At 59.4% G+C, this 16,206-nt stretch carries 15 protein-coding genes and 1 pseudogene; 11 read left to right on the top strand and 5 right to left on the bottom strand.

Features of this window, described 5'->3' with window-relative positions:
• Nucleotides 1–34: 34 nt before the first annotated feature.
• The 5 genes and pseudogenes from AO068_RS04620 (at nt 35) to AO068_RS04605 (ending at nt 5,554) form a co-directional block, all read left to right on the top strand.
• On the top strand, nt 35–1,126 hold the full coding sequence (locus AO068_RS04620; protein ID WP_058407776.1) for a sugar diacid recognition domain-containing protein: 1,092 nt from the start codon (nt 35–37) through the stop codon (nt 1,124–1,126).
• Nucleotides 1,127–1,237: 111 nt separating this feature from the next.
• Entirely contained in the window at nt 1,238–2,377 is a 1,140-nt protein-coding gene (locus tag AO068_RS04615; protein ID WP_058407775.1) for a glycerate kinase, read from the top strand.
• Between the two features lie 181 nt (nt 2,378–2,558).
• Nucleotides 2,559–3,329, top strand: a pseudogene (locus AO068_RS29630) (MCP four helix bundle domain-containing protein); the annotation flags it as partial.
• The gene (locus AO068_RS29625) at nt 3,318–4,184 is read left to right on the top strand and encodes a methyl-accepting chemotaxis protein (RefSeq protein ID WP_371321916.1); all 867 of its coding nucleotides are present in this window, start codon (nt 3,318–3,320) and stop codon (nt 4,182–4,184) included. The pseudogene AO068_RS29630 and the gene AO068_RS29625, both read left to right, overlap by 12 nt.
• Nucleotides 4,185–4,309: 125 nt before the next feature.
• A complete protein-coding gene (locus tag AO068_RS04605) occupies nt 4,310–5,554 on the top strand; it encodes a D-mannose isomerase (RefSeq protein ID WP_058407773.1) in 1,245 nt (414 codons plus the stop codon).
• Nucleotides 5,555–5,577: 23 nt separating this feature from the next.
• On the opposite strand, the gene AO068_RS04600 is transcribed toward AO068_RS04605, so the two are convergent.
• Nucleotides 5,578–6,666, bottom strand: a complete 1,089-nt coding sequence (locus tag AO068_RS04600) for an AbrB family transcriptional regulator (RefSeq protein ID WP_058407772.1) — start codon at nt 6,664–6,666, stop codon at nt 5,578–5,580.
• A 106-nt stretch (nt 6,667–6,772) separates the two neighbouring features.
• On the opposite strand from AO068_RS04600, the gene AO068_RS04595 reads away from it, so the two are divergent.
• Nucleotides 6,773–7,675, top strand: a complete 903-nt coding sequence (locus AO068_RS04595; protein ID WP_004665637.1) for a LysR family transcriptional regulator — start codon at nt 6,773–6,775, stop codon at nt 7,673–7,675.
• 14 nt (nt 7,676–7,689) lie between these two features.
• Here the strand turns inward: AO068_RS04595 and AO068_RS04590 are convergent, their stop codons facing one another.
• Nucleotides 7,690–8,205 carry a nucleoside 2-deoxyribosyltransferase gene (locus tag AO068_RS04590; protein WP_058407771.1) on the bottom strand — a complete coding sequence of 172 codons (516 nt, stop codon included), beginning with the start codon at nt 8,203–8,205 and terminating at the stop codon, nt 7,690–7,692.
• A 169-nt stretch (nt 8,206–8,374) separates the two neighbouring features.
• Between AO068_RS04590 and AO068_RS04585 the strand changes: the two genes are divergently transcribed.
• A complete protein-coding gene (locus tag AO068_RS04585) occupies nt 8,375–10,078 on the top strand; it encodes a VRR-NUC domain-containing protein (protein WP_058407770.1) in 1,704 nt (567 codons plus the stop codon).
• On the opposite strand, the gene AO068_RS04580 is transcribed toward AO068_RS04585, so the two are convergent.
• A complete protein-coding gene (locus tag AO068_RS04580; RefSeq protein WP_058428011.1) occupies nt 10,054–10,356 on the bottom strand; it encodes a hypothetical protein in 303 nt (100 codons plus the stop codon). The genes AO068_RS04585 and AO068_RS04580 overlap by 25 nt on opposite strands.
• Nucleotides 10,357–10,455: 99 nt before the next feature.
• Entirely contained in the window at nt 10,456–10,740 is a 285-nt protein-coding gene (locus tag AO068_RS04575; protein ID WP_058407768.1) for a hypothetical protein, read from the bottom strand.
• Nucleotides 10,741–11,270: 530 nt separating this feature from the next.
• Here AO068_RS04575 and pstS point away from each other — a divergent pair.
• The 4 genes from pstS (at nt 11,271) to pstB (ending at nt 15,027) form a co-directional block, all read left to right on the top strand.
• Nucleotides 11,271–12,290: a phosphate ABC transporter substrate-binding protein PstS gene (gene pstS / locus AO068_RS04570; protein ID WP_002553921.1), complete on the top strand. Its 1,020-nt coding sequence runs from the start codon at nt 11,271–11,273 to the stop codon at nt 12,288–12,290.
• An 81-nt stretch (nt 12,291–12,371) separates the two neighbouring features.
• The gene (gene pstC / locus AO068_RS04565) at nt 12,372–13,367 is read left to right on the top strand and encodes a phosphate ABC transporter permease subunit PstC (RefSeq protein WP_003371940.1); all 996 of its coding nucleotides are present in this window, start codon (nt 12,372–12,374) and stop codon (nt 13,365–13,367) included.
• On the top strand, nt 13,364–14,248 hold the full coding sequence (gene pstA, locus AO068_RS04560; protein WP_002553919.1) for a phosphate ABC transporter permease PstA: 885 nt from the start codon (nt 13,364–13,366) through the stop codon (nt 14,246–14,248). The genes pstC and pstA overlap by 4 nt, the downstream gene beginning before the upstream one ends.
• On the top strand, nt 14,248–15,027 hold the full coding sequence (gene pstB / locus AO068_RS04555) for a phosphate ABC transporter ATP-binding protein PstB (protein ID WP_002553918.1): 780 nt from the start codon (nt 14,248–14,250) through the stop codon (nt 15,025–15,027). Before pstA ends, pstB begins: the two co-directional genes overlap by 1 nt.
• On the opposite strand, the gene AO068_RS04550 is transcribed toward pstB, so the two are convergent.
• Complete coding sequence (locus AO068_RS04550) at nt 15,028–15,957, bottom strand: LysR family transcriptional regulator (protein WP_058407767.1); 930 nt, start codon at nt 15,955–15,957, stop codon at nt 15,028–15,030.
• Nucleotides 15,958–16,206 lie beyond the last annotated feature (249 nt).

The raw sequence follows: 16,206 nt of genomic DNA, 5'->3' as shown, positions 1-16,206 counted from the left end.
CATTGCAAGCCTCGCCACGCGTCTGGAGCTTTTCATGTTCGCCCTTGATCGGGCGCTGGCCCAGGACATCGTCGACCGGGCGATGGCCATTCTGCCTTACAACGTCAATGTCATGGACTATCTGGGCATCATCATCGGCAGCGGCGACCCCGAACGCTTGTGTACCCGTCATGAGGGTGCGCAGCGGGTTCTGGCCAACCGGCAGGTGGTGGAAATCGACTCGTTGGCGGCGTTGCAGCTCGGTGGCGTCAAGCCGGGGGTCAATCTGCCGCTGATGCTCGATCATCAGTTGGTGGGCGTGCTCGGCATCACCGGCGAGCCGGACGAGGTCCGGGTGTACGGCGAGCTGGTGAAGATGACCGCCGAGATGCTTATGGAGCACCGCCGTCAGCAGGCTGACCTGCAATGGCGGGCACAGCGCAGCGAAGACCTGCTGGCGCGCCTGCTGCTGCCGGACTGCCCCGATAGCCTGGTGGATGAAGCACGCCAGCTCGGTTTGCAACCGCATGTGGCGCGTCAGGTGGTATTGATCCAGTTTGACCAGCAAGGGCAGGTTGCCAGCCAGGTGGCAACCTGGCTTGGCACGCGTTACGCCGACAGCTGGTGCGTGCTGCGCGAGCCCACCTTGTTGTACTGGTGCCGCGCCACTGGCAAGGAACGTGACGATGCGCTGCTGCTCAAGCAGTTCGATGAGCACCGCTGGCCGGTGCTGCGCATGGCAACCGTGGCCCAGTCTGCTGACTTGCCCGCCTTGCGTCATGCCTGTGCGGCGGCGCGGGATCTGCTCGATTACGCCAGTCAGGCAAGGCCGGGGCAGCGCTTGCTGCGTCTTGAGGCGTACCGTCTGCCGGTGCTGTTCTGGCGCTATCGACACGACTGGCTGGCCGAAGACGTCGCCGAGCCGATTGGCCGTTTGCATAACCACGTACAACTGCTTGATACCCTGTGCAAATGGTTCGAGTTCAGCGGCGAAAGCCAGGCCTGCGCCGAAGCCCTGGGCATCCATCGCAACAGCCTGCGTTACCGGCTGGAGAAGATCGGCGAGCTGACCGGCTGCGATCCTTACAAGACCGATGACCTGCTGCGTCTGTATCTGGGCGCGCAGATGATCACTCGTCACGACTGAACACGGTTTTTGTTCAAATGCCCGATAACGGTTGCCGATCATTGTGCGAAGGGCAGGCGGAAAACCCGGTGGCGGATGAGAGCATGCGAGCATCGGATATGGAGAACAACAATGAAAATAGTCATCGCCCCCGACTCGTTCAAGGACAGCCTCAGTGCACAGGCCGTTGCCGACGCCATCGCCAGTGGTCTGGCCGAGGTCTGGCCGCATGCCCAACTGATCAAATGCCCGATGGCAGATGGCGGGGAGGGCACCATCGAAGCGCTGCTGGCGGCCTGCAATGGTGAACTGATGAGCGCCCGGGTCAGCGGTCCGCTGGGCGATCCGGTCCAGGCTCAGTGGGGCTGGCTGGCCGAGAGCAGAACCGCAATCATCGAAATGGCCATGGCCAGCGGCTTGCAATTACTGACGCTGGCACAGCGCGACGCCTGTGTGACCAGCACAGCAGGTACGGGCCAGTTGATCTCGGCGGCACTGGATGCGGGTGCCCGTCGCGTGATTCTGGCCATCGGTGGCAGCGCAACCAACGACGGCGGCAGCGGCATGCTCTCGGCATTGGGCGCACGCTTTCTCGATGCCGACGATCAGCCCTTGCCACCGGGCGGTCTCGCGCTTGCCGATCTGGCCCGTATCGACCTGAGCGGCTTCGATCCGCGCTTGTCTGACGTGTGCGTCGAGATTGCTGCCGACGTCGATAATCCATTGTGCGGACCGAATGGTGCCTCGCATATCTTCGGCCCGCAAAAAGGCGCATCGCCCGAGCAGGTTGTGGCGCTGGATGCCGCACTTGGGTGTTTCGCCGACCATTCGGCGCAGATCCTCGGGCTGGACCTGCGCAACAGCCCTGGCAGCGGTGCGGCAGGCGGAATGGGCTTTGCTGCCAAGGCGTATCTGAATGCCTCGTTTCGCGCAGGCGTTGAAGTGGTTGCCGAGCTGACCGGGCTGGAGCAGGCGTTGACCGGGGCCGACCTGGTCATTACCGGCGAAGGCCGTTTTGATGCGCAGACCTTGCGCGGCAAGACGCCGCTTGGCGTTGCACGAGTCGCGCAGCGCCAACAAGTGCCAGTGATCGTGCTGGCTGGAACGCTGGGCGAAGGCTACGAACAGCTTTACCCGCACGGCATTGGCGCGGCCTTCGCGCTGGTCAGTGGACCGATGAGCCTTGAACAGGCCTGTCGCGATACCAGTCGTCTGCTGCATGAGCGCGCGCGTGACCTGGCGCGGCTCTGGCAAATGGCGGCAGCACGCTGAGTGCAGCCCTCCGGACAGCGCTTTGCGCAGGCCCGGTCCGGGTAGTCGATCTGCCTTTCGAGTAAAAAGCCTGAATGATCACCGGCAATCCTAAAGAATTGTCGGACAGGGACGATATGCTCTCGGTTGTCTGACAACTTCGCGTCAGATACTGCCCTCCAAATACAAAAGAGCACTGGTCATGAATCTACGCACACTCACAATCGCTCGTCGTGCCGGTCTGGGTTTTACCCTGATTTCCCTGTTGGTGGCTTTACTTGGCTGGTTCGCGCTGGCACAGATGTCGACCATTCGCCAGAGCGAAGTGGCGGTAGAGACCAACTGGCTGCCCAGCATGCGAGTGGTCAACGATATCCGGGAAATCATGCTGCGTATCCGGACCATCTCCTTGCGCATGGCGCTGGATACCGACCCTGCGAGCATTCCGACCTATCGCGGGCAGTTGGACGTACGTCTGGGTGATCTGGACAAGAAGCTGGGCATCCTCAAGACGTTCGTCGACACCCCTGAAGAGACGACCCTGACTGACCAGTTCATGGTCACCATGGGCCAATACCGCAGCGCGCTGGATCGCTCTTTTGTTCTCGCCGGGCAGGGCGACAGCACCGGTCTGAACAAGCTGCTGCTGGTTGATATGAAACAGATCGTCGATGGTTCCGGCAAACAGCTCAATGATCTGGCTGATTTCTATGTCACCAAGGTCGATGCCGAAGGCAAGTCGGCCGAAGCCCAATATGACAAATCGCGTGACATCGTCATCGTCTTTGTCGTTCTCGCTGCATTGTGCACCATCGGTCTGGCGCTCTGGCTGACGCGCAGCATCGTGGGCCCGTTGCAACGTGCCGTGACTGCTGCCGAGCAGGTTGCCAACGGCGACCTGACCCATACCATCGAAGTTGACGGCGAAGACGAAGTCACCCGACTGCTGCGTGCCTTGGCAATGATGCAGGTCAATCTGCGTGAAGCCATGCGCCATATCGGCAGCTCAGCTACCCAGCTGGCGTCGGCGGCCACCGAACTCAACTCGGTCACCGAGGACAGCTATCGCGGATTGAACCAGCAGAATGCAGAGATCGATCAGGCCGCCACGGCGATCAACGAAATGACCTCGGCAGTAGAGGAAGTTGCGCGTAACGCCGTGTCCACGTCGGACGCCTCCACCCAGTCGAGCACCTCGGCACTGGCAGGCCAGACGCGGGTGATCGAGACGGTACAGTCGATTCAGACACTCACCGACAACGTGCAGGCCACCTCGACACTGGTGCAAAACCTCGCCAATCAGTCCCAGGATATCGGCAAGGTGCTGGACGTGATCCGCTCGATTGCCGAACAGACCAACCTGCTGGCGCTCAACGCGGCCATCGAGGCGGCGCGCGCGGGCGAGTCGGGCCGTGGTTTCGCGGTAGTGGCGGATGAAGTCCGTGCGCTGGCGCATCGCACCCAGCAGTCGACGCTGGAAATCGACTCGATGGTCAATGCCATGCGCAGCGGTTCAGCGCAGGCGCTCGACTCGATGAACACCAGCCGGGACCGGGCTGATTCGACGTTGGCGCTGGCCAAGGGCGCGGGCGAGTCGCTGAGTGAAATCACGTCGTCGATCAATCAGATATCCGAGCGTAATCTGGTAATCGCCAGCGCTGCGGAAGAACAGGCGCAAGTGTCGCGTGAAGTCGACCGCAACATCGTCAACATTCGCGATCTGTCCATGCAATCGACTCAGGGTGCCAACCAGATCAGTGCGTCGAGTCACGAATTGTCGCGTCTTGCCGCTGACCTGAATCAGGTGGTCTCACGCTTCAAGGTGTAAAACCCTACATTGATACAGATTGTGTCTGCTTGCCGACGATCGACCGGGCGCGCATTATGCCCTCGGTCGAAATGACCTCCGGTACAGTCTGGGCACAACCTTATCGAAGGGGGCGGCATCGCGTCATGGATAATAATAATCACACCTTCAGCAGTTGGCTGCGCTCGCCAGCCCATCACCAATGGCTGGCACTGGAAGGCAACCGTCTGTTGACCTTCGCCAAGGCTTCCCGGCTCGACAACGGTTTTGGCAGTCTTGATGACTACGGCCGTCTGATGGTCGGTGCCACGGCAGAAACCATGAATACCGCACGTATGACCCACTGTTTTGCCATGGCCCATGTGCAAGGCATACCCGGCTGTGCCGCGCTGGTCGATCATGGCATCGCCGCATTGCGTGGCCCGTTGCGCGATGCCGAACACGATGGCTGGTTCAGTGCCGCGCTGGAAGACGGCGGCAGAACCGAAAAACAGGCGTATCTGCATGCTTTCGTCGCACTGGCGGCCAGTTCTGCCGTGGTGGCGGGGCGGCCTGGCGCGCAGGCGTTGCTGTCCGACGCCATCCAGGTCATCCAGACCCGTTTCTGGAGCGAGCAGGAAGGCGCCATGCGTGAATCGTTCGCGCAGGACTGGAGCAACGAAGAAGCCTATCGCGGCGCCAACAGCAACATGCACAGCACCGAAGCCTTCCTCGCGCTGGCCGACGTGACTGGCGATGCTCAATGGCTCGACCGGGCACTGAGCATTGTCGAGCGGGTAATCCACCAACATGCCGGGGCCAACAATTTTCAGGTCATCGAGCACTTCACACAAAACTGGCAACCGCTGCCCGATTACAACCGCGAAAACCCGGCCGACGGCTTCCGGCCGTTCGGCACCACGCCGGGGCATGCGTTCGAGTGGGCACGGCTGGTGCTGCATCTGGAGGCCGCGCGTCGTCACGCCGGGCGTTCAAATCCTGAATGGTTACTGGATGACGCCCGCCAGCTGTTTGCCAATGCCTGCCGCTACGGCTGGGATGTCGACGGTGCGCCGGGTATCGTCTACACCCTCGACTGGCAGAACCAGCCAGTGGTCCGTCATCGTCTGCACTGGACCCACTGCGAAGCGGCCGCTGCTGCCGCCGCGTTGCTGCAACGTACCGGCGAGCAACAGTATGAAGACTGGTATCGCTGCTTCTGGGAGTTCAACGAGACCCTGTTCATCGATCATGAGCATGGCAGCTGGCGCCATGAGCTGAACCAGCGCAACGAACCCAGTGCTGATATCTGGCCGGGCAAGCCTGACCTTTATCACGCCTATCAGGCGACGCTGTTGCCGGTGTTGCCGCTGGCACCCAGCCTGGCCAGTGCTCTGGCGGGGCATGAGTGAACGGCTGAGCCTGGCATCGGCAATCAGAGAGCAGGGATGCGTTTGTCGCTCAGGCGGATAATCTGCCGGGCCAGGAAGCTGCCGGTCAGGATCACGCCGAACAGGCGCAGGGTCTGCATGGCCAGCACGAAGCCGACATCGGCATGAGTATCGATGGCAATAATGGCCATGGTGTCCAGGCCGCCCGGGCTGGTTGCCAGGTACACCGAGAGATAATCCTTGCCCATCATCGCTGCAATCAGCCAGGCCGACAGGGCACACAGTACGATCAGCAGCAGTGAGGCCAGAATCATCATCGGCAGCCGCCGCCACACGTATTGAACTGTCGGCCGGTCGAAACGCAGCCCTACATAACAGCCGATAGCGCCATAGCCGATTGGCAGCAGCCAGTCAGGAATGCTGATCTGCATGACGCCGCTCAGTTGCAGCGCGCCGCCCAGCATCAACGGCACCAGCAAGGCACCCGCCGGCAAGCGCGAGCCCAATGCTACGCCCGCTACGATCACTGCCAGGCTCAGGGCAAGATCGATCAGGTTCAGACCGGGTAAGGCGGCTGCGGTGCTGTGCAGGTCGGCGCCGGAATCCGGTGCGCCGATGAAATGGCTGACCAGTGCGCCGATGGTGACTACGCAGACCACGCGCACATATTGCATGGTGGCAACGACTCGCGAGTCTGCGCCGTAATCCTCGGACATGGCGACCATCGCCGAAGCCGCGCCGGGCGACGTGCCCCAGGCAGCCGTGTTACTCGGGATTCCGCCAAAGCGCACCAGTACCAGACCCACCGCAGCGCTCAGCACCACGGTCAGGATCGTGGCCAGCAGCATGACGTGCCAGGACTGTAGCGCCGTGAGCAATACGCTGACTGACATGGCATGCGCAATCAGCACACCAACGGTGCCCTGGCCGAGCTGAAACGCCCGCTTGGGCATGCGGATGGTGGCGCCCGACACACCAAAGCCGATAGCAACCAGCATGGGGCCGAGGAACATCGCAGCAGGCATGTTGAACAGTTTGAGCAGTTGACCGGCAGCACCGGCCATCAGGATCAGGCCCGTCCATTGAGTCAACGGGGCAAGGGTGGAAAGCGAAAAGCGTGAAGCGTGTGACAAGGACGTTCTCCTTGAATCGGGTGGATCACATGCAAACAGTATCGACTTGGCAACCGATCAAGTCTATTTTCTAATAATCATGAATTGATAACTTTGGTTGATAGATATGGACCTGCGCGATCTGACTTATTTTGAAACCATTGCCGAACTGGGCCACCTCGGGCGAGCCGCAGAAAAGCTCAATCGCAGTCAGCCCGCGCTGACAAAAAGCATTCAGCGGCTGGAGGAATCATTCGGAACACGGCTGTTTCAGCGTGACGGTCGACGCATCAAGCTGACCCCGGTGGGTGAGCTGTTGCAGGCACGCGGCAAGGAACTGCAGCAGAGCATTGCCCAGACCCAACGGGAGGTACGGGATTTCGCCAGTGGCATGGTGGGCAACATTCGCGTCGGCTGCGCCGCGACGATGGCTGAATACCTGATGCCGAAACTGACCTCGGCCTTGTTGCAGCGTACGCCGGATGTCACCTTCAAGCTGGTGATAGGCCAGGATGACCTGTTGCGTGAGTCGCTGCGTTCAGGGCAACTGGACATGATCATCTGCGCACTGGCGCCCGACAGCGAAGACGTCACCAGCTTTGCCATACTCAGGGACGAAGCCGTGGTGGTCGCCAGCAAAAAACACCCGATCTTCAAGACCTCATTGAAGATGAGTGACCTCTGCGCGTATCGCTGGGTACTGCCGCCGGTCAGCGTTTCATCACGCAAGTGGCTGGACGCGACCTTTGCTGCCAACGGCCTGCCGCTGCCGACAGTGCAGATCGAGGCGAACTCGATCTCCCTGTTGCCAGGCTTGATTGCCCAAAGCAACCTGCTGAGCTTCATCGCCCGCGAGTCGTTGGAGTTTGGCAAGACCATGCAACACCTGCGTGAAGTGCCACTGGAACAGACCACTCTCAAACGCACCATCGGCGTGACCCTGCGCAAGGGCGGCTACCTGTCGCCAGCGGCAGAGGGCATGTTGCAGATGCTGCGTGACAACGGTGGGGACTTTCTGGGGTGGGGTTGAGCGCGTGCGTTCAGCTACTCGCCGGGCATGACCTCAAAGCCACTCAGGTACCTTGCCAGTGCCTCGGCACCCAGCTCCACGGTAGAGCTGGTACCCGCCCAGCTACAGGCGAGCATCAGGTTGCGGGGCAAGTCGAAGTCCTCAACCATGAAGCCGTCGCGATCAAACCCGTGTTCATCATGAGGAACCAGTTCGCGCAACGAGGTCACCGGCTCAAAGTACGCCCAAACGGGCTTGTTCAATGCCACCGCCAAACCGACCTCAAATGCGCTGCCCGAATCCGGCTCCAGACCGCGAAACACATTCAGGTTGACCAGTACGGCAGCGCAGCGGTGAATCATCGCGACATTCATCGAGTAAATCTGCTGCGCAGTTTCGTGCGGCGTGCGCCCGAGGGGCACTTCATTGTCAAAGGGGTACAAACCTTCAAGCCCGTGTGCCGAGCACAATGCCTTGAGGTAGCGTCCGTACTCGACGGCGTCGGGCCGGAACACGTCGAAGCCTGCGAGATAAATCAGTGGCGCTTGCATATCCGGCTCTCGACTACAGATGTTATCCGGCTGATTCTAAGGCCGACTGTCTGGCCGCGATACATGCCATTGATCGGCCGACCGGCGCTTGGCAGGTGTTTGCGCTGGAATCTGTACGGATAACCAGTATCCTTGCCCAGTCTGCTCATTCGTCATGTGAACGCTGGCCTTGAATACTGCACCTCTCGACAATCCGTTTTATTACCTGGAAAACTTCCGGCAGGTCCTCGCCTGGATTGCCCGGCGCTACGACGACCTGCTCGACGCATCCGAGCGCCGCTTCATCAGCGAGTTTGCCGAGGTGCCCGTGTGTGCCCAAGGCCTGTTGGTGCGCATGGTGATGCGCAAGGGCGTGTTGTTTCGGGCCAGCAAACTGAGTTACGTCGAGATCGGCGATCCCCATGAGGCGGTGCAGCCGCTGCTGGAGCGGGGGTGGGTCGCCGCCAGTCCGCCACTGGGTTTGAGCGAACTGTTCCAGCTGCTGCGCCGGGACGAGCTGACCCAGTGCTTCAAAGCCCATGCGGTCAAGGGGCCAGAGCGCAAGCAGGCATGGCTGGAGCGCTTGCAGCCGTTGTATGAAGCGCCGCAGGCACTTGAGCAATGGCACCCGACATTGTCTGACGCCGTGTTCAGCCTGAATATCATGCCGCTCTGTGACCGCCTGCGATTGTTGTACTTCGGCAATCTTTATCAGGAGTGGTCGGAGTTCGTGCTGGCTGATCTGGGCATCTACCGCTACGAAAAGGTCGAGTTCTCGGTGCAGTCGCGCGTCATCAATCAGCGCGCTGACATCGATGTGTGCCTGCAATTGCATGCCTGCCGAGAGGCGCTGGAAACCTGTGTCGAGCTGCATGCGCTGGCCGAGCGGGTCATCTCGGTCCAGTGCGGTAATGCCTGGTTGCATATGCGCCGCGCCAAACTGCTGTTTCGTATCGGGCAACAGGCTGAGCGCCTGCAGGACTGGCCTCTGGCGATGGCGGTGTACCGTCAGTCCAGCTATCCCGGTGCGCGTTCAAGGCAAATCCGCGTGCTGGAGCGCAACGCCGAGTACACCGCGGCGCTGACGCTGGCGGAACAGGCCCGTCTGGCTCCTGAAAGTGATGCCGAGGTCCAGCACCTGTCACGCGTACTGCCACGGCTGCAACGCAAGCTCGGCCTGACGGGCGCGCGCAAGCGCACCGTGCAGGCCATTGCGCGGCTGGACGTTCAGATCACGCCAGTATCGGGAATAAGTGTCGAGCGTCTGATACGCCAGCACCTTGAACAAGAGCAGGGTGGGGAAGTGCATTACGTCGAGAATGCGCTGGTCAATTCCCTGTTTGGTCTGCTGTGCTGGAAGGCCATTTTCGCGCCCTTGCCGGGCGCATTCTTTCACCCGTTTCACAGTGCACCCAGCGACCTGTACAGCCCGGATTTCTATCAGCGCAGGGTGGCATTGTTCGATGCCTGCCTGATGCAACTGGAGTCAGGTGAATATCTGGCGACCATTCGCGAGCATTTTCAAAGCAAATTCGGCCTGCAGTCACCCTTCGTATTCTGGGCTGCGTTGACGCCGCAGCTATTGGAGCAGGCACTGTATTGCCTGCCCGCTGAGCACCTGCGTCACTGGTTTCATCGTCTGTTGCAGGATGTAAAAGCCAACCGCACCGGAATGCCGGACCTGATCCAGTTCTTCCCGGAGCAGCGGCGCTATCGAATGATAGAGGTCAAGGGACCAGGGGATCGTCTCCAGGACAACCAACTGCGCTGGCTGGACTTCTGCGCCGAGCATGGTATGCCGGTGGAGGTGTGTTATGTGCAGTGGGCGACTGAACATGCTGCCGACGTCATTGAAGAGTTGGCCTGCCATCAAGGCGCTTTATGTTCATCCTGACTGTCTTGATGATTGGCGTCATGCGGTTGTTTCGAGTCATGACGCTTGTCAGCCGCACTGCCGTTGTTTCCGGGCTGCGGGTCCATGCCTTTGGTGCCTGGGCTTGTGCCTGGCGCGCCGGGACTGGTTCCGTCGACATTCTTTTCCGCTCCGGTGCCGGGCACTTTCGGGCCGTCGCCTACCGGGTTCGTCGGGCCTGTAGAGCCTGCGAATGCGTTTGCGCCCGAGAGCGCCAGCAGTGCTGCAAGGCCTAATGCCCCCAATCTATTCCTGATCATGCTGCAACCTCCGTGAATGCAATGGGGTAGAACGGTGTTACGGGGCCTGTCACTGACACGCGAGCAGAGCCTGTTGTCCTGCCCGCGTCAGAAGCTTGATTACTGAGTCTTGGTTTTTTCAGTAACGTTGCTCTTGTCGTGCGTGCCATGCGCGCCCTTGTCATGTTTCATCGACTTTTCGGCAGCCGCTTTTTTGCTGTCTGTTTGCGCGCCAGGAGTTTCGGAAGAGGTGCGGTCCATCGGCTGGGTGTTAGTGCCCGGCAGCTTGGTCGCATTCTTGTTGATCGGCGTTTCAGAGCTGGTCGTCGATTCGGCAAAAGCTGCACCCGAAGCGACGGCCATCAGGCCTGCCAGGGTGAGGGCAGTCAGTTTAGTCTTGATCATGATGCTTACTCCGTTGTTTTAAAGTAGTTCTTTAACGTACGTATATTGGTCATTGGCCAGTGGCCATAGGTGCCGTTGAACCCGACGAACGGTAGCTTCGTGCGACCCGCTCCCACCAATGCCGACTCCTTGCGTCGGCGGTTTCAAACCTTTTGCATTCGCTGGTTTGCATAGATGTGATGAGCGCTGATGGAACATTTTTAAGTTGATTTAGCTATAACGTGACCGTTCGGTCATCCCCAACGATTCTTAAAATCATACTTTCTTACATTTTTATAACGCAGATGGCGTTTGGCTATCCATCTAAAGGTGGCACAAAGCTATTTAGCGCTGTGGGGCATGATTTCGCCGTAAACATTGGGCTCTACGGGTTTTTTCAACGTCGGCAGCGTAGGAAATCGCCTACAAAAAAGTTCCTTCGCTGACACGATTCGTTGGATTGTCATGAAACAGCAACATTTCAGGTTTTAAATCCGCCTCGGGCCTCCTTAACTGGGCCACCACACAATCTCCTGGACTGAGGTATTACCGTGATACTGCTGACTAAAAAACGCTTGTCGCTTCTGATCGCTTCGCTGTGCCTCAGCGGTGTGGCCCATGCGACTGATGTCACAGGTGCTGGTTCGAGTTTCGTCTACCCGGTTATTTCAGCGTGGTCCCAGGACTACAGCAAAACCAAGGATAACCGTATCAACTATCAGTCCATCGGTTCGGGCGGCGGTATTGCCCAGATCAAGGCAGCGACTGTTGACTTCGGTGCATCCGACGCCCCTATGTCCGCTGAGGACCTGCAGGCTGGCGGCCTGGGTCAATTCCCAAGCGTCATCGGCGGTATCGTGCCGATCGTCAACGTCGAAGGCGTTGAAAGTGGCGAGCTGAAGCTGGACGGCCCAACTATCGCCAAGATCTTCATGGGCGACATCAAGAAGTGGAACGACCCGGCAATCACTGCCCTGAACTCGGGCGTGAAGCTGCCTGATACTGCGATCACTGTTGTTCACCGCTCGGACGGTTCGGGTACCACTTACAACTTCACCAACTACCTGAGCAAAGTCAGCCCGGAGTGGAACGAGAAGCTGAAGTTCGGTTCGACCGTGCAATGGCCAGCCGGTGTGGGCGGCAAGGGTAACGAAGGTGTTTCTGCCTACGTGAAACAGATCAAGGGTTCGATCGGTTACGTTGAGTACTCCTACGCAACGACCAACAAGTTGTCTTACACCCAGTTGAAAAACGCTGCCGGCAAATTCATCAAGCCAGACGCCAAGGCTTTTGCTGCCGCTGCTGACACTGCCGACTGGGCGAGCGCCAAAGACTTCAACCTGATCATGACCAACGCGCCGGGTGAGGCTGCATGGCCGATCACCGCGACCACCTGGATCATCATGTACAAGAAAGCCAAGAACGAAGAGAAAAGCGCAGCCGCTTTCGACTTCTTCAAATGGTCCCTGGAAAACGGCCAGAAACAAGCCGAGAAACTGGAATATGTAGCATTGCCGAAATCGCTGGTTGAACGCGTGGAAAGCTACTGGAAAACGGAATTCACCAAGTAAGTGATTCAACCCGTACCACCCCTGTCATCAGCCGCGATATCGGCTCGGTGACAGGGGCTTTTCCTTGCGAGTGGCCTCAACATGACTGAAAACACCCAATACCTGTCCGCTAACGTCTCCGCTGGTGAGTCCGAGGGCGAGAAGCGCGCCAAACGGGATCATCGTCATGACCTGTGGTTCAAGCGTTCATTGCAGGCCGCAGCGATGCTGGTGCTTGCTTTGCTGGGTTGTATTGCCTTGTCGACCCTGTGGGGCGGCAGTCTGGCATTCCAGACTTTCGGGTTTGGCTTTCTGACCAGCACCGAGTGGGACGTAAACGCCGGCAAGTTCGGCGCACTGGTTCCGATCTACGGCACTCTGGTTACCTCTTTTCTGGCTTTGCTGATCGCCGTACCGGTGAGTTTCGGCATTGCAATCTTTCTGACCGAAGTGGCTCCGCCTTGGCTGCGCATGCCGATTGCCTCGGCCATCGAGCTGTTGGCCGGTATCCCTTCGATCATCTACGGCATGTGGGGGCTGTTTGTCTTTGGCCCGTTCATGGCTGAACACCTGTCACCCTGGATCACCGAAAACCTCGGCGCACTGCCGCTGATCGGTCCGATGTTTCAGGGCCCGCCGCTGGGTATCGGCATGCTGACCGCCGGTATCGTGCTGGCGATCATGATCACGCCGTTCATTACCTCGGTGATGCAGGAAGTCTTCCGTACCGTGCCCGTGGCCCTCAAAGAGTCGGCCTACGCACTGGGCGGCACGACCTGGGAAGTGGTCTGGGACATCGTGCTGCCTTACACCCGTTCGGCAGTGGTCGGTGGTGTGTTCCTCGGGTTGGGACGCGCGCTCGGCGAAACCATGGCGGTAACCTTTGTACTGGGCAACGCCCATCAGTTCTCTGCATCGCTGATGATGCCGAGCAGTTCCATTGCTTCGGTGATCGCCAACGAGTTCAACGAGGCCTATACCGACTTGCACCGTTCGGCACTGATCGCCCTTGGCTTCCTGTTGTTTGTGGTCACCTTCATCGTGCTGGCCCTTGCACGTCTGATGCTGTCGCGCCTTTCGCGTAAGGAGGGGTTATGAGTAAGGATGTGACAGGCAGCGAGAGCCTGTATCGGGTTCGCAGCATCAAGAACAAGATTGCGATGGTGCTCAGCTGTGGTGCCACTGCCTTCGGCCTGCTGTGGCTGGTGTGGATTCTGCTGACCACTATCATCAAGGGTATCGACGCGCTAAACCTGCAGTTGTTCACCGGCATGACCCCGCCACCTGGCACCGAGGGTGGCCTGGCCAACGCGTTCTACGGCAGCGTGCTGATGTCTGGCATAGGCCTGTTGATCGGTACACCAATCGGCTTGATGGCCGGTATCTGGCTGGCCGAGTTTGCCCGCTACACCAAGCTGGGTAACGCAGTACGCTTCATCAACGACATCCTGCTTTCGGCACCTTCCATCGTACTCGGCCTGTTCGTTTATACCGTTGTGGTACTGCCGCTCAACGCAGTGACAGGCCATCAGGTGGGCTTTTCGGCGATTGCCGGTGCACTGGCTCTGGCATTGCTGGTCATCCCGGTGGTGGTGCGTACCACTGACGAAATGATGCAACTGCAACCCTCGACCATGCGTGAAGCCGCGCTGGCGCTGGGTGTGCCGCAATGGAAGCTGACCCTGCAAATCGTTCTGCGTGCGGCCAAGGCGGGTGTGGTTACCGGCGTATTGCTGGCATTGGCACGTATCACCGGCGAAACCGCGCCGCTGCTGTTCACCGCTTTCGGCAACCAGTTCTGGAGCAGTGATCTGCTCAAACCAATCGCCAGTGTTCCGGTGGTGGTTTTCCAGTACGCCATGAGCCCGTTCGATGATTGGCACTCCCTGGCATGGGCCGGTGCACTGGTCATGACGTTGTTCGTACTGATACTGAGTCTGCTGTCTCGCTTAATTCTTCTGCGCAATAGGGCGTCCTGATGAACAACCTTTCCCTGGCCAACGAAAAGACCAAGATCCAAGTGCGCGGTCTGGAGTTTTTCTACAACAACCAGAAGTCGTTGAAGTCCATCGACATGACCATCCCCGAGAAGCGCATCACTGCGATCATCGGCCCGTCGGGTTGCGGTAAATCGACCCTGCTGCGCGTTTTCAATCGTATTTATGCGATGTACCCGAAACAGGAAGCACGCGGCGAAGTGCTGCTCAATGGCGAAAACATCCTGGCGCCTGGCTATTCAATGAACCGCCTGCGCAGTCATGTGGGCATGGTGTTCCAGAAGCCGGTGCCGTTCCCGATGTCGATCTACGACAACATTTCCTATGCCATCAAGCACCACGAAAAGCTGTCGCGTCGGGAAATGGAAGATCGCGTCGAGCAGGCACTGCGTGGTGCGGCGTTGTGGGATGAGGTCAAGGACAAGCTCAAGCAGAGCGCAACCGGTCTGTCCGGTGGTCAGCAGCAACGTCTGTGCATCGCCCGCACCATCGCGCTGCGCCCTCAGGTGTTGCTGCTCGATGAGCCCACTTCGGCACTTGACCCGATTTCGACCGGGCGTATCGAACAGCTGATCACTGAACTCAAGGAGCAGTTCACCGTGATCATCGTGACCCACAACATGCAGCAGGCGGCGCGTTGCTCTGACTACACCGCCTTCATGTTCATGGGTGAACTGATCGAGCACGGCGACACCGACACCATCTTCACCAAGCCCTCCAAGACCCAGACCGAAGACTACATTACCGGTCGTTTCGGCTGATCAACCGGCCAGGGCGGGCGCTTCCTGGCGCTCGCCCATGAACTCCTCGATCCTGCTGCGCAGCCAACGCTCGGCAGGGTCGCTGTCCATCACACTCAGCCATGTCATCGACAGGTCCAGCCCCGGCGTGGGGAAGGGCAACGGCTCGTCATACAGCAAACCCAATGCGCTCATGGCCTTGGCCGCGTAGTCGGACAGGCCCGAAATCATGTCGGTGCCAGCCATCAGTGCGGGCAGGGTGGCGAACTGCGGCACTGACAACACGACCTGACGCTTGCGACCCAGTGCGGTCAGCCACTCGTCGGCAAAGCTGCTGATGCTGGCCACGTGCGACACCACCACATGAGGTCGTGAACAATACTCGTCGATGCTCATCGGACTGCGCGGTTTGTCGGCGCGCACCAGCCGTGGCTGCACGTTGCGCAGCGTCTTGCGTTTGGCATTGGCCGGCAGCTCACGGGTCAGGCAGACGCCGACGGTGATGTCGCCGGACATCAGCACTTCGGAGATATTCAGGTAGTCGACGTGTTTGACCACGATCACCACGCCAGGCGCCTCCTCGCGGATGGCCTTGAGCATGGCGGGAAACAGGCCGAATTCGACGTCGTCGGTCAGGCCGATGCGAAAAGTCATCTTGCTGACCGAGGGATCGAAATCGGTGGTCAGGCTCAGCGCGGTAGACATGGCATCCAGCGCTGGCGTCAGGTGCTTGAGAATTTCATGGGCACGCGCGGTCGGCTCCATACGATGCCCCACGCGGATGAACAACGGGTCATTGAGCAGGTTGCGCAGGCGATTCAGTGCGGCGCTTATCGTGGGTTGGCCGAGAAACAGCTTTTCGGCTGCCCGGGTGACGTTACGCTCCTGCATTAATGTCTCGAAGACCACCATCAGGTTGATGTCGGCCTTGCGCAGTTCATTTCGATTCATTGCTGTTCCTTGGCATCAGACCTGGCTGACCACGACGGCCTGTAACCGACGGCTCAGTCTAGGCAAGCGTGGCAGGGGGCGTCCAGCGTTTTGCCGCCGTCGGGCTGGCATGATGAAACGTCTGCTTACGGTTCTACAGGCAGGAAAGGGGCGAATCTGTAGCGGGAAACAAGGTCTACTTGCTGGTCTGCGGTTTAACGTGGAAGCGGCTGCAGATTTCGACCCCTATCCACAGGCTACAGGAGGTGC

The sequence above is a fragment of the Pseudomonas sp. ICMP 3272 genome (genome assembly GCF_001466905.1).
GTDB classification, from domain to species: domain Bacteria; phylum Pseudomonadota; class Gammaproteobacteria; order Pseudomonadales; family Pseudomonadaceae; genus Aquipseudomonas; species Aquipseudomonas amygdali.
This window is presented reverse-complemented; position numbering and strand designations above follow the sequence as displayed.

Bases quoted from the DNA above. Each gene is read 5' to 3' on its own strand.
- AO068_RS04615 (WP_058407775.1), top strand. From the start codon at position 1,238: ATGAAAATAGTCATCGCCCCCGACTCGTTCAAGGACAGCCTCAGTGCA.
- AO068_RS04590 (WP_058407771.1), bottom strand. From the start codon at position 8,205: ATGCAAGCGCCACTGATTTATCTCGCAGGCTTCGACGTGTTCCGGCCC.
- pstA (WP_002553919.1), top strand. From the start codon at position 13,364: ATGAGTAAGGATGTGACAGGCAGCGAGAGCCTGTATCGGGTTCGCAGC.
- AO068_RS04595 (WP_004665637.1), top strand. From the start codon at position 6,773: ATGGACCTGCGCGATCTGACTTATTTTGAAACCATTGCCGAACTGGGC.
- AO068_RS04605 (WP_058407773.1), top strand. From the start codon at position 4,310: ATGGATAATAATAATCACACCTTCAGCAGTTGGCTGCGCTCGCCAGCC.
- pstB (WP_002553918.1), top strand. From the start codon at position 14,248: ATGAACAACCTTTCCCTGGCCAACGAAAAGACCAAGATCCAAGTGCGC.
- AO068_RS04580 (WP_058428011.1), bottom strand. From the start codon at position 10,356: ATGATCAGGAATAGATTGGGGGCATTAGGCCTTGCAGCACTGCTGGCG.
- pstC (WP_003371940.1), top strand. From the start codon at position 12,372: ATGACTGAAAACACCCAATACCTGTCCGCTAACGTCTCCGCTGGTGAG.
- AO068_RS04620 (WP_058407776.1), top strand. From the start codon at position 35: ATGTTCGCCCTTGATCGGGCGCTGGCCCAGGACATCGTCGACCGGGCG.
- AO068_RS29625 (WP_371321916.1), top strand. From the start codon at position 3,318: ATGATGCAGGTCAATCTGCGTGAAGCCATGCGCCATATCGGCAGCTCA.
- AO068_RS04550 (WP_058407767.1), bottom strand. From the start codon at position 15,957: ATGAATCGAAATGAACTGCGCAAGGCCGACATCAACCTGATGGTGGTC.
- AO068_RS04575 (WP_058407768.1), bottom strand. From the start codon at position 10,740: ATGATCAAGACTAAACTGACTGCCCTCACCCTGGCAGGCCTGATGGCC.